Source organism: Roseomonas indoligenes, assembly GCF_017813365.1.
Taxonomy (GTDB): domain Bacteria; phylum Pseudomonadota; class Alphaproteobacteria; order Acetobacterales; family Acetobacteraceae; genus Roseomonas; species Roseomonas indoligenes.
Genome location: NZ_JAGIZA010000007.1, coordinates 106,065 through 128,352, shown reverse-complemented (window position 1 = coordinate 128,352; position 22,288 = coordinate 106,065). Strand labels below are relative to the sequence as shown.

Annotated in this window: 19 protein-coding genes; 12 read left to right on the top strand and 7 right to left on the bottom strand. The window is 72.0% G+C overall.

From position 1 onward, the window contains the following. Nucleotides 1-62 precede the first annotated feature (62 nt). Entirely contained in the window at nt 63-1,442 is a 1,380-nt protein-coding gene (locus J5Y10_RS13550; protein ID WP_209374372.1) for an amidase family protein, read from the bottom strand. A 111-nt stretch (nt 1,443-1,553) separates the two neighbouring features. Between J5Y10_RS13550 and J5Y10_RS13545 the strand changes: the two genes are divergently transcribed. Then, nucleotides 1,554-2,450, top strand: a complete 897-nt coding sequence (locus J5Y10_RS13545) for a DMT family transporter (protein ID WP_209374370.1) — start codon at nt 1,554-1,556, stop codon at nt 2,448-2,450. Between the two features lie 267 nt (nt 2,451-2,717). On the opposite strand, the gene J5Y10_RS13540 is transcribed toward J5Y10_RS13545, so the two are convergent. Both J5Y10_RS13540 and J5Y10_RS13535 read right to left on the bottom strand, forming a co-directional pair. Next, nucleotides 2,718-3,455, bottom strand: coding sequence for a glycerophosphodiester phosphodiesterase (locus J5Y10_RS13540; protein WP_209374368.1), 738 nt, complete (start codon nt 3,453-3,455; stop codon nt 2,718-2,720). 5 nt (nt 3,456-3,460) lie between these two features. Continuing rightward, nucleotides 3,461-4,660, bottom strand: coding sequence for a M20/M25/M40 family metallo-hydrolase (locus tag J5Y10_RS13535; protein ID WP_209374366.1), 1,200 nt, complete (start codon nt 4,658-4,660; stop codon nt 3,461-3,463). 171 nt (nt 4,661-4,831) lie between these two features. Between J5Y10_RS13535 and J5Y10_RS13530 the strand changes: the two genes are divergently transcribed. Next, nucleotides 4,832-5,611, top strand: a complete 780-nt coding sequence (locus J5Y10_RS13530; protein WP_209374364.1) for a substrate-binding domain-containing protein — start codon at nt 4,832-4,834, stop codon at nt 5,609-5,611. On the opposite strand, the gene dnaQ is transcribed toward J5Y10_RS13530, so the two are convergent. The 3 genes from dnaQ to J5Y10_RS13515 form a co-directional block, all read right to left on the bottom strand. Then, nucleotides 5,608-6,303 carry a DNA polymerase III subunit epsilon gene (gene dnaQ / locus J5Y10_RS13525; RefSeq protein WP_209374362.1) on the bottom strand — a complete coding sequence of 232 codons (696 nt, stop codon included), beginning with the start codon at nt 6,301-6,303 and terminating at the stop codon, nt 5,608-5,610. The genes J5Y10_RS13530 and dnaQ overlap by 4 nt on opposite strands. A 79-nt stretch (nt 6,304-6,382) precedes the next feature. Beyond that, nucleotides 6,383-7,987, bottom strand: coding sequence for a phosphoenolpyruvate carboxykinase (ATP) (pckA, locus tag J5Y10_RS13520; protein ID WP_209374360.1), 1,605 nt, complete (start codon nt 7,985-7,987; stop codon nt 6,383-6,385). A 170-nt stretch (nt 7,988-8,157) separates the two neighbouring features. Further along, on the bottom strand, nt 8,158-8,640 hold the full coding sequence (locus J5Y10_RS13515; RefSeq protein WP_209374358.1) for a pyridoxamine 5'-phosphate oxidase family protein: 483 nt from the start codon (nt 8,638-8,640) through the stop codon (nt 8,158-8,160). 82 nt (nt 8,641-8,722) lie between these two features. Between J5Y10_RS13515 and J5Y10_RS13510 the strand changes: the two genes are divergently transcribed. The 6 genes from J5Y10_RS13510 to J5Y10_RS13485 all read left to right on the top strand — a co-directional run bounded on the left by J5Y10_RS13510 (nt 8,723) and on the right by J5Y10_RS13485 (nt 15,062). Beyond that, nucleotides 8,723-9,424, top strand: a complete 702-nt coding sequence (locus tag J5Y10_RS13510; protein ID WP_209374356.1) for a response regulator transcription factor — start codon at nt 8,723-8,725, stop codon at nt 9,422-9,424. A gap of 125 nt (nt 9,425-9,549) precedes the next feature. Next, entirely contained in the window at nt 9,550-9,774 is a 225-nt protein-coding gene (locus tag J5Y10_RS13505; RefSeq protein ID WP_209374354.1) for a hypothetical protein, read from the top strand. A gap of 147 nt (nt 9,775-9,921) precedes the next feature. Beyond that, the gene (locus tag J5Y10_RS13500; RefSeq protein WP_209374352.1) at nt 9,922-11,607 is read left to right on the top strand and encodes a sensor histidine kinase; all 1,686 of its coding nucleotides are present in this window, start codon (nt 9,922-9,924) and stop codon (nt 11,605-11,607) included. Nucleotides 11,608-12,093: 486 nt separating this feature from the next. After that, complete coding sequence (locus tag J5Y10_RS13495) at nt 12,094-12,774, top strand: DUF1275 family protein (RefSeq protein WP_209374350.1); 681 nt, start codon at nt 12,094-12,096, stop codon at nt 12,772-12,774. Continuing rightward, complete coding sequence (locus tag J5Y10_RS13490) at nt 12,771-14,036, top strand: Gfo/Idh/MocA family protein (RefSeq protein ID WP_245214676.1); 1,266 nt, start codon at nt 12,771-12,773, stop codon at nt 14,034-14,036. The genes J5Y10_RS13495 and J5Y10_RS13490 overlap by 4 nt, the downstream gene beginning before the upstream one ends. Nucleotides 14,037-14,150: 114 nt before the next feature. Next, a complete protein-coding gene (locus J5Y10_RS13485) occupies nt 14,151-15,062 on the top strand; it encodes a mechanosensitive ion channel family protein (protein WP_209374348.1) in 912 nt (303 codons plus the stop codon). 265 nt (nt 15,063-15,327) lie between these two features. Here J5Y10_RS13485 and J5Y10_RS13480 read toward each other — a convergent pair whose 3' ends face one another. After that, complete coding sequence (locus J5Y10_RS13480; protein WP_209374346.1) at nt 15,328-16,314, bottom strand: Bug family tripartite tricarboxylate transporter substrate binding protein; 987 nt, start codon at nt 16,312-16,314, stop codon at nt 15,328-15,330. 239 nt (nt 16,315-16,553) lie between these two features. Between J5Y10_RS13480 and J5Y10_RS13475 the strand changes: the two genes are divergently transcribed. The 4 genes from J5Y10_RS13475 (at nt 16,554) to J5Y10_RS13460 (ending at nt 22,201) form a co-directional block, all read left to right on the top strand. Further along, a complete protein-coding gene (locus J5Y10_RS13475; RefSeq protein ID WP_209374344.1) occupies nt 16,554-18,023 on the top strand; it encodes a hypothetical protein in 1,470 nt (489 codons plus the stop codon). After that, nucleotides 18,020-18,901: a hypothetical protein gene (locus J5Y10_RS13470; RefSeq protein WP_209374342.1), complete on the top strand. Its 882-nt coding sequence runs from the start codon at nt 18,020-18,022 to the stop codon at nt 18,899-18,901. The genes J5Y10_RS13475 and J5Y10_RS13470 overlap by 4 nt, the downstream gene beginning before the upstream one ends. 133 nt (nt 18,902-19,034) lie before the next feature. Beyond that, nucleotides 19,035-19,976 (top strand): glycosyltransferase, encoded by a 942-nt coding sequence (locus tag J5Y10_RS13465; RefSeq protein ID WP_209374340.1) that lies wholly within the window; start codon nt 19,035-19,037, stop codon nt 19,974-19,976. A gap of 107 nt (nt 19,977-20,083) precedes the next feature. Then, a complete protein-coding gene (locus tag J5Y10_RS13460; RefSeq protein ID WP_209374338.1) occupies nt 20,084-22,201 on the top strand; it encodes a hypothetical protein in 2,118 nt (705 codons plus the stop codon). Nucleotides 22,202-22,288 lie beyond the last annotated feature (87 nt).

Below are 22,288 nucleotides of genomic sequence, written 5' to 3'. Positions count from 1 at the left end.
CGCTGGACCGGCCTGCCGCAACCGGTGGCTTCGCATCCCAGCCCTGCGCCGCGGCGGCGCGGCTACCCCGCGATGGTGATCTCCGTCTCCAGCAGCGCCCCGGCTTCCAGCAGGATGTCCTCGCGGTACCGGCCGGCGACGAGCTGGACGCCGAGGGGGGCGGGGCCGGAGAGGTCGGTTGTGACGGTCAGGCCGGGCAGGCTCATCAGGGGCAGGCCCACCTGGGGGAGGAGACCCTCGATCACCCGGTCGAAGGCCTCGGGCGATTCCAGGTCCAGCAGGTCGGGGAAGGGCGGCTCGGCGGAGACGGGCATGAGGGCCACGGGGTAGCGCTCCAGGAAGAGGCTCCATTCCCGCAGGAAGCCGGCGCGGGCCTGGAGGGCATCCTGGAAGGCGTTCATGTCGGGCTCGGGGCAGAGGCGCTCCATCTGGGCGAAGACGAAATTGGCGTCGGGGTCGTTCTCCTCGGCCAAGGCCTTCTTGAGGCCGCGGCGGCTCTCGGCCAGCCAGAGCAGGGCCTGGAGGCGGGCGGGCTCCCGCATGGGCGGGACCGGGGTCTCAGCGACCGTCCAGCCGGCGTCCTGGAGCTTGCGGCCGGCGGCGCGCAGGGCCTCCTCCACCGCCGGCGTGGTGGCCATGCCTTCCGGGCGCACGCAGAGGGCGGCGCGCTTTGGAAAGGGTGCGCCCTGCAGGGGGGCGGGCACCCACCAGGGGTCTCGGGCATCCGGGGCGGCCATGGCCTGGAGCGCCAGGCGGATATCGGCGATGGAGCGGGCGAGCGGACCGGAGACGGCCATGAGCTGGGCGCCGATCGCGCGCTCCGGGCCGGCCGGGTTCCAGGCGGGGATGCGGCCGATGGTCGGGCGCAGCCCGTGGATGCCGCAGGCATAGGCGGGGTAGCGGACGGAACCGCCGATGTCTGTCCCGTGCCCGATAGCGCCGATCCCCGCCGCGGTGGCGGAGGCCGCGCCGCCGGAGGAGCCGCCGGGGGTGAGGGCGGGATTCCGGGAGTTCCGCGTGTGCCCGTGCAGCGAGTTGCGGGTGAACCAGTGCAGCGAGAAGGCGGGGGTGTTGGTGCGGCCGATGATGACGGCGCCCGCCTTGCGCAGGTTGGAGACCACGGGGTTGTCCGCCCCTGCGATCAGGTCCTTCTGGATCCGCAGGCCGTTGGTGGTGGCGTGGCCTTTCTGGTCCACGTTCACCTTCGTGGTCACGGGCACGCCGGCCAGGGGGCCGGGGTCCTCGCCGCGCGCGATGGCGGCGTCCACGGCGCGGGCAGCGGCCAGGGCCTCCTCCGGCATGAACTGCACCACGGCGTTGATGGCGGGGTTGGCGGCGTCCAGCCGGGCCAGGGCGTCACGCGCCGCCTCCTCCGCCGAGAGGTCGCGGGCGCGGATGCGGGATGCCAGCTCGCTCGCGGAGAGGCGCCAGGAATCGGTCATGCCCGGCATTCCAGACCGAGTGGGCGGGCTTGTCCAATCGTCGACCCCGGCAAGGCACCTCACGTCTTCGCGCCATACCGCAGCGCAGCAATTCCCTCTAAGGGCTGGCGGATGGACCGATCCGCGCAGGGCGTGCTGCTCGCCTTCCTCGCCTATGCCGCCTACGCGGTCAGCGACGCCTCCGTGAAGCTGCTGCACGGCTCGATCAGCGCCTATGAGGCGGTGTTCTTCGGCGCCCTCCTGGGCGCCGCCGCCCTTCCCTTCATCCGCGATCCCGGCGAGGGGCTGGTTGGCGTGTTTCGCGCGCGGAACCGCGCCATGTGGTTCCTGCGCGCCGCGACGGCCTTCACCGGCAGCCTCGGCAGCGTGACGGCCTTCACGCACCTCTCGATGGCCGAGGCCTTCTCCCTTCTGTTCCTGATGCCGACCTTCGTGACAATCCTCTCCGTGCTCTTCCTGGGGGAGGAGGTGAGGTGGCGCCGCTGGGGAGCGGTGCTGCTGGGCTTCGTGGGCGTGCTGGTGGTGCTGCGGCCCGGCTTCCGCGAGCTGAACGTCGGCCATCTCGGCGCCGTGGTCGGCGGGCTCTCCGGCGCCGTGACCGTCGTCATGCTGCGTGCCCTGGGGAGGTCGGAGACGCGGCTCTCCCTCTACGGCGCCGGCCTCATCGGCCCCATCGTCGGCGCAGGGCTGCTGATGCTGCCGGAATTCACCCTGCCCACGCCGATGCAGTGGCTCTGGCTCCTGGGCTACGGCCTGCTGATGGCGCTGGCCAACGTCATGGTGATGATGGCGTCCAACCGCATCCAGGCGAGCCTGGTGGCGCCCGCGCAGTACAGCCAGATGATCTGGGCGATTCTGTTCGGCTACACGATCTTCGGCGACGGGCTGGACGCGATGATGGGCCTCGGCGTCGCCATCATCATTCTCTCCGGCGTCTTCACCTTCATGCGGGAGCGTGTTCGTCGGCCGCGCGGATGGCGGCGGGCGCCGCCGGTGCATCCGCAGTGATGGGGTGCGGGTGGCCCCAGGGAGGCGCCGCCTCCCTGGACCCTCCGCCAGGGGCCTGAGGCCCCTGGACCCCCGTCCGGCTGCCGCCGTCGCCGTCCTGACACGGTGTTTCTGCTTGGGGGTCTGATCCTGCCCTTGCAGTCGCCTGAGGTCATCGACCTCAGGCGCACCGCCGGTAGCGTTCAGACCAACTTGAAAAAGAAGATGAAGGAGAGGGGTCCGGGGAGAGGAAGAGTTCCTTCTTCCTCTCCCTGGCCACAGACCGCCCTATCCGCGCATGGCCAGGGCGGTGACGGGATCGTCGCTGGTGAAGACGTCCACGCCGAGCTCGAGGACGCGGCGGATATCCTCGCGCTCCTTCAGCCCCCAGGCGCCGGGGGAGAGGCCCGCGCCGCGCACCGCCTCCAGCACGCCGGTGTCGAGGATGGAGTGGTGCAGGCCCAGGCCTTGCGCGCCCCGGCCGCGTGCGACGCCGAGCGCGCCCTTCAGGCCGATGTCGTGCCAGGTGGGCAGGGCGCAGAGCCAGATGGCCTCGCCGGTGAAGCCGGCCTCGCGCAGCGCGGTGATCGTCTCGGCCTGGAAGGCGGTGATCACGGTGCCGTCCAGCATCCCGGCCTCGGCCAGCACGGCGAGGACGCGCGGCGCGATGCCGGGGTAGAGGCGGCGCTCCGCGTCCGCCTTGATATCCAGGCGCAGGCGGACCGGCGTGCCGCGGAAGATCGCGGCCACCTCGGCGAGGGTCGGGATCGTCTCCCCGTGCGCGCCGCGAATGCGGATGGCGCGCAGCTCCGCCAGGGTGCGGGCGCGGACGGGGCCGCGGGCTTCCGTCGTGCGGTCCAGCAGGGCGTCGTGGACCACCACGCAGGCGTCGTCGGCGGAGAGGTGGACGTCGAACTCCACCTGATCGACCGCGAGCTTCGCCGTCTCGCGGAAGGCGGTCGGGCTGTTCTCCGGCCAGATGTAGCTGCCGCCGCGGTGGGAGGCGATGAGGGGACGGGCCGGCACGGGCCTCAGACCTCCATGTCCGCCGTCTTCAGCAGGGTGGCGAAGGCGAGCTGCATGTCGTGCAAGGTCTGCCCCGGCTCCACGTCCACCCACTCATCCAGCGTGTGCGCGCCCGCGCCGGCGCCGGCGCTGAGCGCGATGCCGGGGATGCCCATGGAGATGGGGATGCTGGCATCGGTGGAGCTGGCCACGGTCTTGGGCGCGAAGCCCAGGGCCTTCGCGGCGGCGGTGGCGTTCGCGACGAGGGCGCTGTCGCGGTCGATGGCGCCGGCGGGGCGGTCCCCGATCTTCTTCCACTCCACGGTGACCGCGCCCTTGGCGGTGCTGCGGGCTGCGTTCTCCGCGTCCACGGCCTTGCCGACGACCGACTTGAAGGCGGCGTCGATGCGGGCGAGCTCCTGCGCGGAATCCGAGCGCAGGTCCACTTCCAGCCAGACCTCGTTCGGGATGGAGTTCACGGAGGTGCCGCCGCCGATCACGCTGGCGCTGAAGGTGGTGCGCGGCGAGGCGGGGACCGGAAGGCGGGAGAGGCCGGCCATCGCCTCGGCGAGGGCGAAGGAGGGGCTGACGATCCCGAAATCCATGAAGCTGTGCCCGCCCGGCCCGCGGAAGGTGACGCGGTAGCGGAGCGAGCCCGTGGCGCCGGAGACGACGGTGCCCATGCCCATCGGCCCTTCCACGGAGATGAAGGCGGCGATGCGCCCGGCGTAGCGGCCGTGCTGGAACAGGAAGCGGATGCCGCGCAGGTCGCCCAGCCCTTCCTCGCCGACATTGCCGACGAAGAGGATGTCGTGCCGGGTCTGGATACCGGCGGCGTCCATGGCGCGGAGGAAGGCGAGGTTCATCGCCAGGCTGCGCGTGTCGTCGCCGATGCCGGGAGCGTAGAGGCGGGTGCCTTCACGCCGCACCTTCAGGTCCGTGCCGGGGGGGAAGACCGTGTCGAGATGCGCGGCGACAACGATGAGCTGTCCGTTGCCGAGGCCGCGGCGCAGGCCCATCACGTTGCCCTCCGCGTCCGTCTCGCACTCCTCCAGCCCGGCTTCCCGCAGCATCTCCAGGTAGGCGCGGCCGCGCTCCTCCTCCCCGAAGAAGGGGGCGGGGATTTCAGTGAGGCGGATGGTCTCCTCGACGAAGCGCGCGTGGTTCGCCGCCAGGTGGCGCAGCGCCTCCTGGTAGGCGGGGCTCTTCATCACGCTCTCGACCATCAGCCGTATCCCCTTGCGGAACGGCATGCCATGCGACGCGCGGGCGGGGATGTCCAGAGAGGGCCCGGCGGTTATGGCAGGCGGAGGATTAGGCATAGGACGCGCGGCCCGGCGCGGCGCTAGCCTCCCGTCCCGGCCCGCCCGCAAGAGGCGGCACGAGGAGCGCCTTGCATGACCACCCTCACCCGCCGCCTGCTGCTCGGCGCGCTGTCCGCCCCGGCCCTCCTCCGCGCCGCGCGGGCGGAGGGCGTAGAGATCCACGTCCTCTCCTCCGGCAGCTTCACCGCGGCCTATCAGCGCCTGGGCCCGGAGTTCGAGCGGCGGAGGGGGCACCGGCTGGTCAGTGCCTATGGCGCCTCCTTCGGCCCGGCGCCGGACGCGCTGCCGCAGCGGCTTGCGCGCGGGGATGCGGCGGATGTCGTGCTGGCGCTGGGGGACGCGCTGGAGGCGCTGGCGGCCGCGGGCCATGTGGACCTTTCCACCCGCAGGGACCTCGCCGAGACGCGCGTGGCCTTCGCCGTGCGGGCCGGAACGCCGAGGCCCGACATGTCCAGCGTGGAGGCCCTGCGCGCCGCCCTGCTCGCGGCGCCGAGCATCGCCTATTCCCCCAGCGGTTCCGGCCTGTTCTTCGAGCGCGAGCTGGTGCAGCGCCTGGGCATCGCGGACCGGGTACTGCCGAAGTCCCGCCGCTGGTTCCCCGACCGCATCGGCGCGGTTGTGGCGCGGGGCGACGCGGCGCTGGGGCTGCAGCAGATCTCCGAGCTCATGCCCATCCCCGGGATCGAGATCATCCGCATTCCCGAGGAGGTTCAGAAGGTCTCCCTTGCCGCCGCGGCCCTGACGGTACGCGCCCGGCAGCCCGAGGCCGCGCGGGAGCTGATCGCCTTCCTTGGCGCGCCGGAGGCGGCGGAGGCGATCGCGGCGACGGGGCTGGATCCGATCCGGCGTTAAGGCGCGGCGTCGAGGCCTGCCCAGACCGGGTCCTTCAGCTTACCGACGAAGGCGGCGTGACGCTCCATCTCCTCCGCCGTGTTGACGATGGGGCGCGGCGTGCGGGCGACCGGCCCGGCGGTGGCGGCCAAGCCGCTGCGGGAGCCGCCGAGGGTGGTGGCCAGCGCCAGCCCGGGCTGCTTGCCGCCCATCAGCTCCAGGTAGACCTGGCCGAGGAGCTGCACGTCCAACAGGGCGTTGTGGGTGGTGCGGGCGGAGAGGTCGATGCCGAAGCGGCGGCAGAGGGCGTCCAGGCTGTTGGGCAGGCCGGGAAAGCGCTTCTTCGCCATCTCCAGCGTGTCCACCATGCGGCTGCGCGGGATGCGCGGGGTTCCGCAGCGGTCGAACTCGTAGTCCAGGAACTTGAAGTCGAAGGGGGCGTTGTGGGCGATAACGGGATCGTCGCCCAAAAACTCCAGCAGCTCCGGCAGGATGGCGGCGAAGAGGGGCTTGTCCGCCAGCATGGAGGCGGTGAAGCCGTGCACCTTCGAGGCCTCGGGCGGCACGTCGCGCTCGGGGTTGATCAGGCGGTGGAAGTGCCGCCCGGTCGGCATGAGATTCACCACCTCGATCGCCGCCACCTCCAGCACGCGGTCGCCGGTTGCGGGGTCGAGGCCAGTGGTCTCGGTATCGAGGATGAGGGCGCGGGACATACGGTGGATATAGCTCCGCCGGGCCGCGCAACCCAGGGGAAGCGGTGGGGGAGGGCCGCGAAGCCCTCCCCCGTTCCGGTCAGGCCGCGGCCTTGATGGCGGCCTTCTTCACGTCCTCGCTGACGGCGCCGGCGAAGGTCTCGAAGTTCTTCTCGAACAGGCCCTGCAGCTTCTTCGCCGTCGCGTCGTAGGCCGCCTTGTCGGCCCAGCTGCCGCGGGGGTTCAGCACCTCGGCGGGCACGCCCTCGAGCGCCTTCGGGATGGAGAGGCCGAAGAAGGGCTCCGTCTCGAACTCGACCTTCGCCAGGCTGCCGTCCAGCGCGGCGCGCAGCAGGGCGCGGGTGTGCTTGATCGACATGCGGTGGCCGGTGCCGTAGGCGCCGCCGGTCCAGCCAGTGTTCACCAGCCACACCTGGGCGCCGTCGCGCTCGATCAGCTCGGCGAGCATCTTGCCGTAGACCTCGGGGTGGCGCGGCAGGAAGGGGGCGCCGAAGCAGGTGGAGAAGGTCGCCTGCGGCTCCTTGCCCAGGCCCTTCTCCGTGCCCGCCACCTTCGCGGTGTAGCCGGACATGAAGTGGTACATGGCCTGCGCCGGGGTCAGCTTGCTGATCGGGGGCAGCACGCCGAAGGCGTCGGCCGTCAGCATCACCACGTTCTTCGGCAGGCCAGCCTGGCCGCCCGGGACCGTGTTCGGGATGAACTCGATCGGGTAGCAGGAGCGGGTGTTCTCGGTGAGGGAGCCGTTCTCGAGGTCGAGGTTGCCGCGCTCGTCGCCGATCACGTTCTCCAGCACCGCGCCGAAGCGGTGGGAGGCGTCCCAGATCTGCGGCTCGGCCTCCTTGGAGAGCTTGATGACCTTGGCGTAGCAGCCGCCCTCGAAGTTGAAGACGCCCGTCTTCGTCCAGCCGTGCTCGTCATCGCCGATCAGCGCGCGCTCGGGGTCGGAGGAGAGGGTGGTCTTGCCGGTGCCGGACAGGCCGAAGAACAGCGCCGTGTCGCCCGCCTTGCCCACGTTGGCGGAGCAGTGCATCGGCAGCACGCCCTGCGCGGGCAGCAGCCAGTTCATCACGGTGAAGATGCTCTTCTTGATCTCGCCGGCGTAGCTGGTGCCGGCGATCGCGATGATCTTCTTGGCGAAGGAGAGGGCGATGAGGGTGGTGGAGTTCGGGCGGCCGCCGTGCTCGGGCTTCGCGTCCATCTCGGGCGCGTGCAGGATCACGTAGTCCGGCTCGAAGCCGGCCAGCTCCTCCACCGGAGGGCGGATGAACATGTTGCGGGCAAACAGGGCGTGCCAGGCATTCGTCGTCACCAGCCGCACCTTGATGCGGTAGGCAGGGTCGGCGCCGGCGTAGAGATCCTCGGTGAAGAGTTCGGGCTGCTTGCCGAGATAGGAGCGGACCTCGGCGGTGAAGGCCTCGAACTTCGCGGGGTCGAGCTTCTGGTTGACCTTGCCCCACCAGATCTCCTTCGTCGCCTCCGGGTCATCGGCCACGAACTTGTCGGCCACGGACCGGCCGGTGTGCACGCCCGTCACGCCCATGAAGGCGCCGTCGGCGGAGAGGCGGCCCTCGCCGCGCCGCATGGCGTGCTGCACCAGACCCGGGGCGGTCAGGTTGGCGTGGATCGCGGCCGTGGCCGTGACGCCGGTGCCGGACAGGGCCCGGGAATGGCTGATCTCGTTCATTGCTAAGTACGTGCCTCTGGATGGCCCGGTTCTCCTCTCGCCGGAGAACCGCGTGGAACTGGGCGTATAATCGCGCAGCTCCGGCGCAAAATTAAGGCCGGATGCAGACCCCGGCAAAAATAACCGTCCAGTTACTTAGCAAGCGCAGCATCACGGAAGTGTGAGACCGCTTACGCCTCCCCTGGCTCCGGCCGCAGGGCCTCGGCTTTGAGCCGGTGCGCCCGGCCGAAACCGAGGACGAGCAGCGCGCCCCCAGGGCTCATCCGCCACAGCCCGAAATCCGCGAAGCCGGCATAGGGCTCGGCATAGGGGTGGCGGGCCAGCCAGACGTCCTTCAGCTCCCGATCCTCCACCGGCTCTGCCAGCCCCGTCACGCTCACCCGCGGCGTCGTCTGCGGGTTCGGGCCGTCCGGCGCGCCCTGGAACAGCAGGGCGCAGCGGCCGTCGCGGCGCAGCTGGCGCGTGTGCTCGGACAGGGCGGAGAGGAAAAGCAGCACCGACCCGTCCGGCGCCACGGCGGGGGTGACGAGGGAGGCGAAGGGCTGTCCGCCCTCCCCCACGGTCGCCAGGGTGGCGGCGGCGGCGGCGCGCATCAGGCGGCGCGCCTCCAGGGCCGGATCGGCATCCGCCTCTCCCGGTTCTTCCCCCGCCATGGCATCTTCACTCCATCCGGCCGCCACAATCGGCTGCCATCTTCCCGCGTCGCCGCCGCGACCAGGCCTTCAGGGACGCCCGATGCCCCATACCATCGCCCTCGTCGACGACGACCGCAACATCCTCACCTCCGTCTCCATGACGCTGGAGCAGGAGGGCTTCACCGTCCGCACCTACACCGACGGGGAGAGCGCGCTGCAGGGCCTGATGGCGCGCCCCGTCGATCTCGCCGTGCTGGACATCAAGATGCCCCGGATGGACGGGATGGAGCTGCTGCAGCGCCTGCGCCAGCGCAGCGGCATGCCCGTGATCTTCCTCACCTCGAAGGATGACGAGCTGGACGAGCTGATGGGCCTGCGCCTTGGCGCGGACGACTACATCACCAAGCCCTTCTCCCAGCGCCTGCTGCTGGAGCGCATCCGCACCCTGCTGCGCCGGAACGAGGCGAGCCGGGCGGAGGGGTCGGGCACCCCCCAGGGCGGCGTGATCGCCCGTGGCGACCTGGTGCTGGACGAGACGAAGCACACCTGCACCTGGAAGGGAAAGCCGGTGCAGCTGACCGTGACCGAGTTCCTGCTGGTGAAGGCGCTGGCCGTGCGCCCGGGCATGGTGAAGAACCGCGACCAGCTGATCGACGCCGCCTATGGCGAGAACATCTACGTGGACGACCGGACCATCGACAGCCACGTGAAGCGCGTGCGCAAGAAGTTCCGCGCGGTGGATGAGGGCTTCGGACAGATCGAAACGCTCTACGGCATCGGGTATCGCTACAAGGAAGCGTGAGAATCCATCCAGGCCGTGGATAGCCGAAATCCATCCCCTGCGTTGGAGTTCCCGTCCGGCCGGGCGCATCTAGGGGTCAACGCGGGGCGGCACATTGCCGCTCCATCGACCCAGGACATGACGCCATGACGACCATCCGCAACATCGCCCTTGCCGCCGCCCTCATCGGCGGCGCCCTGGCCTCCGCCCCCGCCTTCGCCGATCAGGACCGCGTGCCCGAGGGCGCCACCGCCTCCGGCCGCTGGGTGGGGGCCGACAGCCGCACGCCGCTGGCCAGCAACCTCGCCACTGCCCAGCAGAACGCGCTCGAGGCGAGCGGCGCCACGGGCGGCGCCGGCCAGCACAGCTGAGCCGTCGCTCCGCACCGCGGAGCGTGAGGAAAGGGCCGCCGGAGAGATCCGGCGGCCCTTTTTTCGTGCGGAATTTTCCGTGGGCGCCCCGGGAATGCCACGCCCCGGCCTCACCCTCGGCCATGGAACTGTCGTAGGCTACGCCCCATGCCGGACGCGAGCGGCCCGATCCTGACCGATATCCACCCCGCCGTTCCGCTGGAGCGGCGCGGGCGGAACCGGCGCGTGTCGCCGCTGCTGCGGCGCATCCTGCTGGTGAACATGCTGCCGCCCTTCCTGCTGGCTGCCACCCTTCTCTACCTGGACCAGTACCAGGACGGGCTCCTGGCCGCGGAGGTCCAGGGCCTCCGGACCCAGGCCCGCATCTACGCCAACGGCATCGCCGAGGCCGGGGTGCGGATCCAGGATGACCGCGCGACCCTGGTGCCGGACACCGCCCGCCCCCTGCTGCGTCGCCTGACGGAGCCGAGCCCGGGCACCCAGGCGAAGCTTTTCGACAACAACGGGCTGCTGGTGGCCGACAGCCGCGTGCGGGAAGGACCGGGCGGCGCCATCGTTACCGAGCCCCTGCCCCCGCCGGAGCAGCCGGGCCCGGTGGCCGGGCTGATCGGCCGCGTCTACGAGAGGGTGCTGGGCTGGTTCCCCCGCCCCCGCGTGCGGGGCCCCGCCGTGGTGGTGGACGAGAGCGCGGACGCCCCCTCCTTCGACTGGCAGCCCGACCTCGGCCCGGACCGGCGGGAGGAGCTGCGCCTGGCGCTGGAGGGCGGGGTGAACCCCTATGTCCGCCGCACCGCGGACGGCCGCCTTCTGGTCTCGGTCGCCGAGCCCGCGCGCCGCGCCAACCAGCCCGTGGGCATCGTGCTGCTGACCCGCGAGGCACGGGAGGTGGATGAGCGGGTGATGGAGATCCGCGGCTCCGTCCTCGCCCTTTTCGCCATGGCGCTGGCTCTGACCGTCGCCCTCTCGGTCTATCTCGCCCGCACGCTCGCCTCGCCGATGCTGGAACTCGCGGCCTCCGCCGCCTCCATGCGGCAGGGCAAGGGGCGCGGCGGGTCGGTGCCCGCGCCGCTGATGGGGCGGCAGGACGAGATCGGCACGCTGGCCCGCGCGCTGCAATCCGGCGCTAATGCCCTCTGGGCGCGGGTGGACGCGAATGAGGGCTTCGCGGCCGATGTGGCGCACGAGCTGCGCAACCCCCTCACCTCCGTCCGCTCCGCCATCGAGACGCTGCGCCGCGTGGAGAACCCGGAGCAGCAGAAGCGCCTCCTCGCCATCATCGCGGAGGACGCGGTGCGGATGGACCGCCTGATCGGCGACATCGCCGACAGCTCCCGCGTCGATGCGGAACTGTCTCGCTCCGTCGCCGAGCCCGTGGATGTCGGCCCCATCCTCGCCACGCTGGTGGAACTGCACGGCGCCACCCGCGGCGAGGGCGATCCCGCGATGGAGATCGACGCGCCCGCCCACCTCGTCGTGCGCGGGGTGGAGGGGCGGCTGGTGCAGGTGTTCCGCAACCTGCTGGGCAACGCCCTCTCCTTCTCCCCCCGGAACGGCGCCGTCCGGGTCCGTGCCAGGACCACGGGGGCCATGGCGGAGATCGCGATCGAGGACGAGGGCCCCGGCATCCCGGAAGCCAAGCTCGAAGGCATCTTCGACCGCTTCTACACGGAGCGCCCGAGCGGCGAGCGCTTCGGCCAGCACTCGGGCCTCGGCCTCTCCATCTCCCGCCAGATCGTCGAAGGGCTGGGCGGCCGCATCTCGGCCGAGAACCGGCGGAACCCGGATGGGTCGGTCGCCGGCGCGCGCTTCGTCGTGCGGCTGCCGGTGGCCTGAGGGTCCTTGCGGGTTCGGGGTCCTGCCCTCGTCCTTCGGTGACGGCCTGTCCCGGGGAGAGGAAGAAAGAATTCTTCCTCTCCCCGGCCCCCTCTCCATCATCTTTTTCTTCGAGTTGGTCTTGCTGGACTGACAGTGCGCCTCGGCTCGTGGAGCCGAGGCGACGGCAAAGGCAGGATCAGTTCCGATCGCAGGAGGACGGTAGCTCAAGTCAGTCTCGCGGCAGCCCGATGCAGGTCCAGGGTTGGACCTATAGGTCCAACCAGCCTCCTGCCTCGGGACAAACGCTTCGCGTTTGCCCGGGGGGATCCAGGAGGCGGCGCCCCCTGATCCCGGGCAGCCGGCGCCGCGCACAAACGCCCCGCTCGGCGACCGGAAATACAGCGTTGCAATTCAGCCAGTGATCCCCGGGGGCGGAGCGCCGTTTGGAGCGGGAGCGCTCGGCCGATGGGGCGGGTCGGTTCCGCGGGAGAGGGTTTGGGCGTGGTGGCGGATGGTTCGGTGAAGGGGGCGGGAACCGGGGCGGGCGGGGGTGCCGCGCCACTGCTGGCGGCCTGTGCCCTGACGGCGCTGGCGGGATGGGTGGATGCGCTGGTCGTGCTGCGCGGGGGCGAGATCCTGCCGGTCTACATGACCGGGAACTCGGCGCGGGTGGCGGAGTCCCTGGCGGACGGGGCCTGGGCCAAGGCCTGGCCGCTGGGTGCCGTGATCCTGGCTTTCCTGGCGAGTTCCACCCTGGCGGCGCGGCTTGCCCGGGCCGGGAAGGCGCCGCGCCCGGCCCCTGCCCTGCTGCTGACCGGTGGGATGCTGCTGCTGGGGCTGCTGCTCGGGCTCGGCACGCCGGAGGGGCGTTGGCCGCTGGCGGTGCTTCTCGCGGTCGCCGCGGGGATGGGGGCGGTGAATCAGGTCTTCTCCGGCGATCCTGGGGTGACCTTCATCACCGGCGCGCTGGTCCGCACGGCCCGCGCCCTGGCGGCCGGCGAGATGGCGCGGGCCGGCCGGGATATCCTGCGCTGGGCGTCGCTGCTCCTGGGGGCGGCGGTTTCCGCGCTGACCCATGGCCTTGCCGGCCCTTATTCGCTGGCCCTGCCGGCCGCCGCGACCCTGCTGGCGGGCGCCGTACTGGCGCTGCGCCCGAACCCGACCACCGAGGAGCAACCGGCTTGAGCGACACCGAGCACCCGATCCGCCCCACCGGCCCCGGCACGCCGGAGGGCCCGGCCCTGCCCGCGGCCGCGCCCGCCGCGCTTCCCCCGCCCTCCTCCATCGACCGCGGCGGGGTGGAGGACGGGGCCGTGGTCTTCGAGAACTGGAGGGGCGAGGCGGACAAGCCGGCGCCGCCGCCGCCCGCGCCGATGCCGCCCGGGAAGCGCGTGGGCTTCGCGATCATGGGGCTGGGCCGCCTGACGCTGGAGGAGGTCCTGCCGGCCTTCGCGGCGTGCAAGGCGGCGCGCCCCGTCGCCCTCGTCTCCGGCAGCCCGGAGAAGGCGCGGGTGGTGGCCGCGCAGTACGGCATCGCGGCGGAGAGCGTGTACGGCTACCACGAGGTGGAGCGCCTCTCGGAGAACCCTGAGGTGCAGGCGGTCTATGTCGTGACGCCCAACGGGCTGCACCGCGACCACGTGCTGGCCGTGGCGAAGGCGGGCAAGCACGTGCTCTGCGAGAAGCCGATGGCCAATACCTCCGCCGAGGCGCGGGAGATGGTGGAGGCGTGCCGCGCGGCGGGCGTGCGGCTGATGATCGCCTATCGCTGCCAGTACGAGCCCTTCAACCGCGAGCTGGTTCGCCTCGTCCGCTCCGGCGAGCTCGGCCGCCCGCGGATCCTGGAGGCGACGAACACCCAGGTGCAGGGGCCGGCCGACCAGTGGCGGCTGAAGGCGCCGCTGGCGGGCGGCGGGGCGCTGCCGGATATCGGCCTCTACTGCCTCAACGGCGTGCGCGCCGTGCTGGGCGAGGAGCCTGTGGAGGTCTTCGCGCGGATCGTGAACCCCGAGGGCGACGGGCGCTACGGCGACATCGACGAGACGACGGTGTTCATGCTGCGCTTTCCATCGGGTGCCATCGCCAACTGCGCCACGAGCTACGGCGCGCACGAGAGCAAGGATCTTCGAGTCCGGCTGGAGCGCGGCTGGATCGACCTGGAGAACGCCTTCGCCTATCGCGGTCAGCGGATGCGGGTCGCGCGCCGCAAGGGCGACAACGAGGCGGTGGAGGAGATGCGGCTGGGCGCGAAGGACCAGTTCGCGCTGGAGATCGACCACTTCGCCGAGTGCATCCTGGAGGGCCGCGAGCCCCGCACGCCGGGCGAGGAGGGCGTGCAGGACCAGCTGCTGATGGAGGCGATCTACCGGTCCGCGCGCGAGGGCGTGCCGGTGGCGATCCCGCCCGTGAAAGGGATCGACGCCTTCCGTGGCCGGGAAACCGGCTGAGGGCGGGCATGCCGGCCGGTCAGGCGCGGACGGCGTTCGCCCGGCCGGCACGGGATCCCCTGAACCGCCCCGGCCACGACGCGTTGACGGCCTGCGGCAGCATCGGGACAGGTCATGCAACAACCGGAGCAGCTCACCACCAGCAAGCTGCAGAGCATGGTCGAGGGCTTCTTCTGGGTCCTGCCCAATATCGGGATCGGCCTGGCCGTGATGGCGGGGTTCTGGATCGGCGGGCTGGCCGCGCGGCGGGCCGTGCTCTTCGCCTTCGCGCGCCGGCGCCGCACGGATCTGGGCCAGCTGCTGGGTGGCTTCGCCCGCTGGTCCCTGATCTTCACGGGCTTCCTCGTCTTCGCGACGATCGTCTTCCCCTCGATCAAGCCCTCGGACCTGCTCGCCACACTCGGCGTGGGGTCGCTCGCGGTCGGGCTGGCCTTCCGCGACATCCTGCAGAACTGGTTTTCCGGGGTGATGATCCTGTACAGCCAGCCCTTCCGCGCGGGGGACCAGATCGTCTCCGGCGCGCATGAGGGAACGGTGGAGCAGGTCGAGGCCCGCGCCACCATCATCAAGACCTATGACGGGCAGCGCGTGCTGATCCCCAACAGCAACCTCTACACGCGCAGCATCATCGTGCGGACGCATTTCCCCACCCGCCGCAGCGAGGCCGACGTGACCATCGGCTACAACGAGGATCCCGACGCCGTGGCGGAGGCCGCCGTGCGCGCCCTCTCGGCCGTCGACGGCATCGCGAAGGACCCGCCGCCCGATGCCTGCGCCTGGGAGTTCAGCGAGGCGGGCGTGACGCTGCGCGTACGCTGGTGGACGGACAGCGTACGGAACAAGGTCGTGACCGGGCAGGGGCGCGCCATCGCGGCGATCCGCAGGGCGCTGCGGGATGCCGGGGTAGAACTGGCCTTCCCCACGCGCATCGTGATGCTCCAGGACGGGACCGGCGAAGATCCCCGCCGAGGCGCGGAGGAACCGGCCCCGGGGCGTGCGAACGGCGCAGCGCGGGACGGCGCTTGAGGCCCGGCGACACAAGTGGCCCGCAGGAAGTTAGGGCCCGTCCTGGACCTGTCCGGGACCAGGGAGCTCCGCCCCCTGGAACCCCCGCCAAGGGCCTGAGGCCCTTGGAACCCCGTCTGGCTGCCGCGGAACTGACCTGAGCTGTTGCCCTCTACGACGAGCCGAAACGCGCCGTCAGCGGAGCAGGACCAATTCCTGGAAGAAGATGATGGTGAGGAGGTCGGGGAGAGGAAGAATTCCTGCTTCCTCTCCCAGGGACAGATCGTCAGGCCAGGCCGATATCCTTCAGCACCGCCGTCGTGGACTCCACGTCCTTCTTCAGGAATTCCTCGAAGGCCGGGCCGTCCACGTAGGCGTCGTCCCATTCCCGCGTCTTCAGCAGCTCCTTCCAGGCCGGCAGGGCATGCAGGTCGGCCGCGAAGCGCTGGTGCGTCTCCCGCACCTGCTGGCTGATGCCCGGCGGCGCGAAGAGCCCGCGCCAGTTGCCCAGCACGATGTCGATCCCGCTCTCCTTCAGGGTCGGGATGTTCGGGTCGATCCGCTGCTCGCTGGTGGTGGCCAGGGCCCGCATCCGCCCCGCCTTGATCTGCTCGGCGAACTCGGAGAGGCCGGAGATGCCCGCCTTGACCTGCCCGCCGAGGATCGCCGCCTGGGCCGGCCCGCCGCCGGCGAAGCCGACATAGGAGGCCTCGCGCGCGTTGCCTCCGACCGACTTGATCAGCAGCCCCAGCAGGATGTGGTCGATGCCGCCGGCCGAGCCGCCGCCGACGGAGACCGCCCGCGGGCCGGCCTTCAGCGCGTCCATCAGGCCCTTGATGTCGCGGATGTCGGAATTGGCGGGCACGACGATGACGCTCGCCTCGTCCGTCAGCTTCGCGATCGGCGTCACGTCCTTGATGCCGACGGGGCTCTTGTTGGTGATGGTGGAGCCGACCATGACGGCCCCTGCCACCATCAGCGCGTCCGGCCGCCCGCGGCGCTGGCCGACGAAGCGCGGCAGGCCCACGGCGCCGCCGGCACCGCCCACGTTCTCGAACTGCATGGAGCCGACGAGGCCGGCGGCGCGCGCCACCTGCTCGATAGCGCGGCCCAGCCCGTCCCAGCCGCCGCCGGGTGCGGCGGGGATGAACATGCTGGGGTTGCCGTAGCGGGGCGCGCCCTGGGCACGGGCCGTGGCGCCGGGAAAGGCGGCCAGGGCAGGCAGGGTGGCGGCCCCGGCCAGAAGGCCGCGGCGGGTGGTCGTGTGGATCATCGGGTCGGTCCTCCCATGGACTCGTGGCCCCGATCCTAGACCGGACTGCGCGCCGCGCAGAATCCGCCCGGCCGGGTTTTCTGCCCTGTCCGCCCTGCTCGCGTCGGCGTGAAGCCACCGGCGGCCAGAACGGCGAACGGGCATGCCACCTGTGTCTTTCCTGCAATTGCGCCGTGGCTTTCGGGCGACGATCCTGGCGATGCGGCGGAGTGGGATCGGGGTTGCGGATGCGGGGGAACTTGGCGGGGCCCTGGATTGGGCCACGGGCAGTCGTGCTGGCGGGGCTGGCCCTGACGGCGCTCCTCGCCGCCTCGCCCGCCGGCGCCCAGCCCCGCCCCGCCGCCGAGCGGGAGGCGGTGGTCGCGAACGAGACGGGCCTAGCGGTGCGCGAGCTCTACCTTGCGCCGATGACGGAGACGGATCCGGGCCAGGACCGGCTGGGGGCGGATACGCTGCCCTCCGGCGGCAGCCTGCGCCTTCGCCTCGGCCGGAATCAGCCCTGCGCCTGGCAGCTCCGCGCCGTGCTGGCGGATGAGAGCGTGGAGGAGCGGCGCAACCTCGATCTCTGTCGCTCCAGCCGCGTGCTCCTCGGCGACGCCTCCGCGTCGGCGCGGGAAGTGACGGTCAACAACGACACCGACCTCGACCTGCGGGAGCTCTACGCCGCCCTTCCCGGCGCGGCGGGGCGCGGGCCGGACCGGCTCGGGGCGGAGCTCATCCCGGCCGGGCGCACCTACCGCCTGCGCCTGGGCCGGCGGCGGGACTGCGTGTTCGACATCACGGCCGTCATGGCGGACGGCTCCACCGTCGCCCGTCCCCGGGTGGATGCCTGCCGCAACGCGCGCGTCAGCCTCTCCGACCCCGGGCTGGTCTGGCGCGACGTGACGGTGACCAATCGCGCCGGCCGCGCGCTGCAGGCGTTGCACGTGGTCCCGGCCGGGCGGGGCGGCGAGCTGGGGGCCGACGAGGGCTGGGGCGTGGACCGCATGGGCACGGAAACGGCGCCCGACGGCAGCACCTTCCGCCTGCGCCTCCGCCTGCCGGGCTGCGAGGCCGACCTGCGCGCCACCTATGAGGACGGGGCGGCGGAGGCGAAGCGCGGCGTGAATGTCTGCACGGGCCCCGTGACCTTCGACGGCAGCGGCATCCCCCGCCCCCCGGAGCGCCAGCTCACCCTCGTGAACCGCCACCTCGCCAAGATCGACGAGATCTACGTCTCCTCCTCCGCCGAGGGCGACTGGGGGCCTGAGCGCCTGCCCGACGGGCTGAACCGCGGGGACCGCCAGACCCTCTCCGTGCCCGTGGATTGCGTGGCCGACCTCCGCATCGTCTTCCCCTCCGGCGGGGCGGAGGAGCGGCGCGAGGTCAACATCTGCGAGAACCCCTCCATCACCCTCCGCCCGGGCTGGGCCGCCACCGCCGGGCTTGAGGACGGCGAGGAGGCGGATGCCGCCCCCCGCCCCGGCAGCGTGCGGCTGCGGAACACCTCCCGCCTGCCGATCGTGGAGCTCTACATCGACGCCCCCGGCGCCCCGCGCGGGGAGGACCGGCTGGGCGCCACCGTGCTCGGCGCCAACGAGACGCTGGACGTCGCCCCGCCCGAGGGCGCGGCCTGCCCCGCCCGCCTGACCGCCGTGTTCCGTGACGGGCAGGAGGCGACGCGCGACCCGCTGGACCTCTGCGCCGGGATCGAGGTGCCCCTGCCATGACCTTCCGCCTTCTCCCCGCCGGCCTTCTCGCCGGCCTGATGCTGCTGGCCGCCCCGGCCGCCATCACAAGTGCCCGGGCACAGGAGGCGGCCATCCCCGCCGCCCTGGGCGGCGCCTGGTTCCAGGGCGGCTGCGCCGCGCCGACAGCCATGCTCGCCCTCTCCGCCCGCGGCGCCGCCCGCATCCCGGCCGGGGAGACCGGCCGGTTGCTGCGCTTCACCGAGGCCCGCGCGCTGCCCTCCGGCTGGACCATGGCCACCGCCCGCGGCCCGGAGGCCCCGCGCCTGATGCTTCGCGCGGCGAAGGTCGAGGGCGGGGACGGGCTGGAGACTGCCGAGCCCGCCAACAAGACCCGCGACGACCGCCTGCCCGGCGATGCCCCCGTCACCGCCTGGCACCGCTGCCCGGCCACCCCCCTGCCCTTCGCGGCCCAGGGCGAGGGCCTGGCCTTCCTCGGCGCCATCGAGGTGCTGGAGGCCGCCTGCGGCCCCGGCACCGGGGGCGTGGCGGATTGCGCCGCCGCCCTCATCCGCGTCGGCGACGTCTCGGGCGACAAGCTCCTCGGCCCGGCGGAGCTGGCGCGGCTGTTCCGCGGCGCCTCCTGGCTCCTCTCCCTGCAAGCGGAGGTCTCGCCGGAGCTGTCGGGACTGGCAGGCGCCGCGGGGGCGCTGGGCGCCGTGGCGGGCGCGCGGCTGATGGTGGAGAGCCTGGACTATGACGGCGACGGCCGCCTCTCCGCCCGAGAACTGGTGCAGGACCGCGCCGTTCTCGCCACCGGCGGCGAGGCCCGTGGCCGCCCGCTGGCGCTGGAACGCCTCTCCGAGGGCGTGGCGCTGATGCGCGGGATCGTCGAGGGGCTCATGGGCGGGGAGGAGTAGGCGGCGCCGGAGATTTCCGGCCCCGCGAAGCCCCGGCCGGGCCGGCCTGCGTAGAGGGATATCCCGGGCAGGGGATGCTTCACGCCGCCCCATCCGTCCGCTAAGGGGAGCGCATGTTCGTTACCGGCCCCCGATGATCTATTCCGAGATCGCTGTCCTGGTCCCCTGCCACAACGAAGAGGTGGCCATCGCGGGCGTTGTTGCCGGCTTCCGGGAGGCTCTCCCCGGGGCAGTGGTCTATGTCTACGACAACAACTCGACCGACGGCACGCGGGAGGCGGCAGCCGCGGCTGGCGCCGTCGTGCGGGGCGAGCCCCTGCAGGGCAAGGGCAACGTGGTCCGGCGCATGTTCGCCGACATCGAGGCCGAGGTGTACGTGCTCGTGGATGGCGACGGCACCTATGAGCCCGGTGCGGCCCCCGCCATGGTCCAGGCCCTCCTCAGTGAACGCCTGGACATGGTCACGGGGGTTCGCGTGACCGACGCGCAGGCCGCCTACCGCCCCGGCCACCGGCTCGGCAACCAGGTGCTGACCGGCGTGGTGCGGCAGGTCTTCGGCAACCGCGTCAGCGATATGCTCTCGGGTTACCGCTGCTTCTCCCGCCGCTTCGTCAAATCCTTCCCCGCGCTCGCCAAGGGCTTCGAGACCGAGACCGAATTCACCGTCCACGCCCTCGAGCTGCGGATGCCGGTCGCCGAGGTCCGCACCGCCTATAGCGAGCGCCCGGAAGGCTCGACCTCCAAGCTGCGGACCTACCATGACGGGTTCCGGATCCTGCGCATGATCCTCGCCCTCGTGCAGCGCGAGCGTCCCCGGCTCTTCTTCGGCATCGTCGCGACTGTTCTCGCCCTGGTTTCCGCCGCCCTCTTCATCCCGGTCCTGGAAACCTACGTGGAGACCGGCCTCGTGCCGCGCCTTCCGACCTTCGTCGCATCCACGCTGGCGATCATGCTCTCCTTCCTCTCCCTCGTCTGCGGCCTCATCCTCGACACCGTCACCCGCGGCCGCATCGAGGCCAAGCGCATCGCCTACCTCGCCCACCCGGCGCCGGGTGAAAGGGCGAAGAGCGTCTGACGCGGCCCCGGCGGGGGCCCGACCATCGAGGGGCCTGACGTGAGCGCCCTGCCGTTCACGATGCGCCCCGGTTCCATAGCTGGCCGCAGGGGTAGCGCTCTCCGCTCATGACTCCCGATACCCGATCCGACCATCAGGCCGCCGCGCCCGGCACCACCCTCCGGGTCGCCGCCGTTGCGCTCGTGACGGCGGTGGGCCTTCTCATCGCCTTCTGGCCCCAGTTCTCCAGCGGCTTCGCCTATTTCACCGGCGATCGGCTGGACGGCATCATCGCCGCGGCCGTGCATGAGCACTGGTACGCCTTCTTCTCCGGCCAGGCGGGCGCCTGGAACAAGACCTTCTATTTCCATCCCTGGCCGAACACCCTGGCCCTGAACGACGGCTACCTGCTGCATGGCATGCTGCACGCCGCCCTGCGCGCCACCGGCCTGCCGCCGCTCCTCTCGGCCGATATCGCCGGCATCATCCTTAAGGCGATGCTCGCCCCCGCCGCCTATCTCCTGGCGCGTCGCCACCTCTCCATGTCCGTCGCGCCGTCGCTGCTGGCTGGGCTGCTGACGCTCGGGGCCGGCAACCTCGCCATGGCGACCGGCCATGCCCAGTTCTTCGCGGCCGGGCCCGCGCTGGTCGCCGCCCTCCTCACGCTGGAAGCCTGCCGCGCCCTGCGCGAAGGCCGCGCCCGCCATGCCCTGGCCACCGGCATTCCCGCCGCGGTGATCGCGGGCCTGCTGCTGCTCACCTCCTTCTACGTCGCCTATGTGCTGCTGCTCGCCATCCCCCTCACCCTCGGCTGGGACCTGGTGCTGCGCGCCCTGGCGCGGCAGCCCGTCCTGCCGCAGGGCCGCGCCTGGATCGTGCCCCTGCTCGTCATCGGAGCCGTGGGCGTCGTTTCCCTCATCCCCGCCCTGATCCTCTACCTGCCGCAGATCCGCAGCGGCCTGCACGACATCGGCGCCGCCCGTGCCCATGCCATGACGCCGATCGGCCTCCTGGATCCGGGCATCCGCAGCATCCTCTGGTCCTGGGCCAATCCTGGCCCCACCACCACGCCCGACGGCCCGCACGGCTACGGCCCCCTGGTGCTGCTGGCCGCGTTCCTCGGCACGGTCACGGCGGTCATCCGTGCCTTTCGCCCCGGCCCCGGGCAGGCCTCGGCCCGCCTGATCGCCGCACTCGGCCTCGTTGCCCTCGGGCTGATGGTGCTGATCACCGCATGGCCCAAGGTCTGGCTCTGGTCCCTGGTCTGGCGCGTGGTGCCGGGCATGGGGGCCTTCCGCGTCACCTCACGCTGGTCCCTGCTGCTTGCCCCGGCCGTGATGCTGGTCGCGGCCTGGTGGGTGGCCTCCCTGCGCGCCCGCTTCGGCCGCCTCCTGCCCGCTCTGCTCGGCCTTCTTCTCGTCGTCGAGCAGATCGTCCCCTTGCATGTCGGCGCCAACCGGCGGGAGGAGGAGGCACGCCTCGCCGCCATCCCCAGCCCGCCCGCCGATTGCCGCGTCTTCATCGCCACCCGCCCGCGGGAGGGCGTGACGGACAGCTTCATCCTCAAGATCTACAGCCACAACGTGGATGCGATGATAGCGGCCAACGTGCTGCGCCTGCCCACCATCAACGGCTTCTCCACCTTCAACCCGCCGGGCTGGGATCTGGCCGACACGAGCGGCCGCCGTTACGCCGATCGCGCCCGGGCCGAGGCCGAGCGGCACAATCTCAACCCCTGCGGCCTGAACTTCGAGACGCTGCGCTGGAGCCCGACCGGCGATCCCTTCCGGGATGTCCCGCCCCCGCCGCCGCCGGCGCTGCGCCTGCAGCGCGGCGTCTCCCTGACGGTCACGGGCGCCAATACCGAGCTTGCCGAGACGCTGATCGACGGCTGGTCCGTGATCGAGAGCAATGGCGTTTGGTCCCTCGGTCCCCGCGCGCGCATTCTGCTTCCCCTGCAAGACGGCGTGACGGAGGGCAGGTTGCGCCTTACCGGCCGGGGCTTCGCCCGCGGCGCAGCGGATCAGGGCGTGCGGCCCGTCCTCCTCTCCGGCCCGCAGAACCCGGTCCGGGTGCCCGTGCAGGAGGACATCTCCATCGACATCCCCTTCACCGCCGCGGATCTGCGGGAAGGCGCGCTGGACGTGACCCTGGAAATCGAGAACCCGACCGCGCCCGCCGAGCCCGGCCAGCGCGGGGACCAGCGTCCGCTCGGTCTCTTCCTCAAGAGCATCATGGTCCAGTGACCGGCTAGGTGCGGCCCGGTGCTGCGGAGGCTTGCCCGTCCCGGGATGGGCATCCTGGGAGGGCCGCGCCCCGGCACGATCTGCCTT

Bases quoted from the DNA above. Each gene is read 5' to 3' on its own strand.
- J5Y10_RS13550 (WP_209374372.1), bottom strand. From the start codon at position 1,442: ATGACCGATTCCTGGCGCCTCTCCGCGAGCGAGCTGGCATCCCGCATC.
- J5Y10_RS13465 (WP_209374340.1), top strand. From the start codon at position 19,035: ATGATCTATTCCGAGATCGCTGTCCTGGTCCCCTGCCACAACGAAGAG.
- J5Y10_RS13485 (WP_209374348.1), top strand. From the start codon at position 14,151: ATGCAACAACCGGAGCAGCTCACCACCAGCAAGCTGCAGAGCATGGTC.
- J5Y10_RS13530 (WP_209374364.1), top strand. From the start codon at position 4,832: ATGACCACCCTCACCCGCCGCCTGCTGCTCGGCGCGCTGTCCGCCCCG.
- dnaQ (WP_209374362.1), bottom strand. From the start codon at position 6,303: ATGTCCCGCGCCCTCATCCTCGATACCGAGACCACTGGCCTCGACCCC.
- J5Y10_RS13480 (WP_209374346.1), bottom strand. From the start codon at position 16,314: ATGATCCACACGACCACCCGCCGCGGCCTTCTGGCCGGGGCCGCCACC.
- J5Y10_RS13505 (WP_209374354.1), top strand. From the start codon at position 9,550: ATGACGACCATCCGCAACATCGCCCTTGCCGCCGCCCTCATCGGCGGC.
- J5Y10_RS13500 (WP_209374352.1), top strand. From the start codon at position 9,922: ATGCCGGACGCGAGCGGCCCGATCCTGACCGATATCCACCCCGCCGTT.
- J5Y10_RS13470 (WP_209374342.1), top strand. From the start codon at position 18,020: ATGACCTTCCGCCTTCTCCCCGCCGGCCTTCTCGCCGGCCTGATGCTG.
- J5Y10_RS13510 (WP_209374356.1), top strand. From the start codon at position 8,723: ATGCCCCATACCATCGCCCTCGTCGACGACGACCGCAACATCCTCACC.
- J5Y10_RS13545 (WP_209374370.1), top strand. From the start codon at position 1,554: ATGGACCGATCCGCGCAGGGCGTGCTGCTCGCCTTCCTCGCCTATGCC.
- J5Y10_RS13535 (WP_209374366.1), bottom strand. From the start codon at position 4,660: ATGGTCGAGAGCGTGATGAAGAGCCCCGCCTACCAGGAGGCGCTGCGC.
- pckA (WP_209374360.1), bottom strand. From the start codon at position 7,987: ATGAACGAGATCAGCCATTCCCGGGCCCTGTCCGGCACCGGCGTCACG.
- J5Y10_RS13460 (WP_209374338.1), top strand. From the start codon at position 20,084: ATGACTCCCGATACCCGATCCGACCATCAGGCCGCCGCGCCCGGCACC.
- J5Y10_RS13515 (WP_209374358.1), bottom strand. From the start codon at position 8,640: ATGGCGGGGGAAGAACCGGGAGAGGCGGATGCCGATCCGGCCCTGGAG.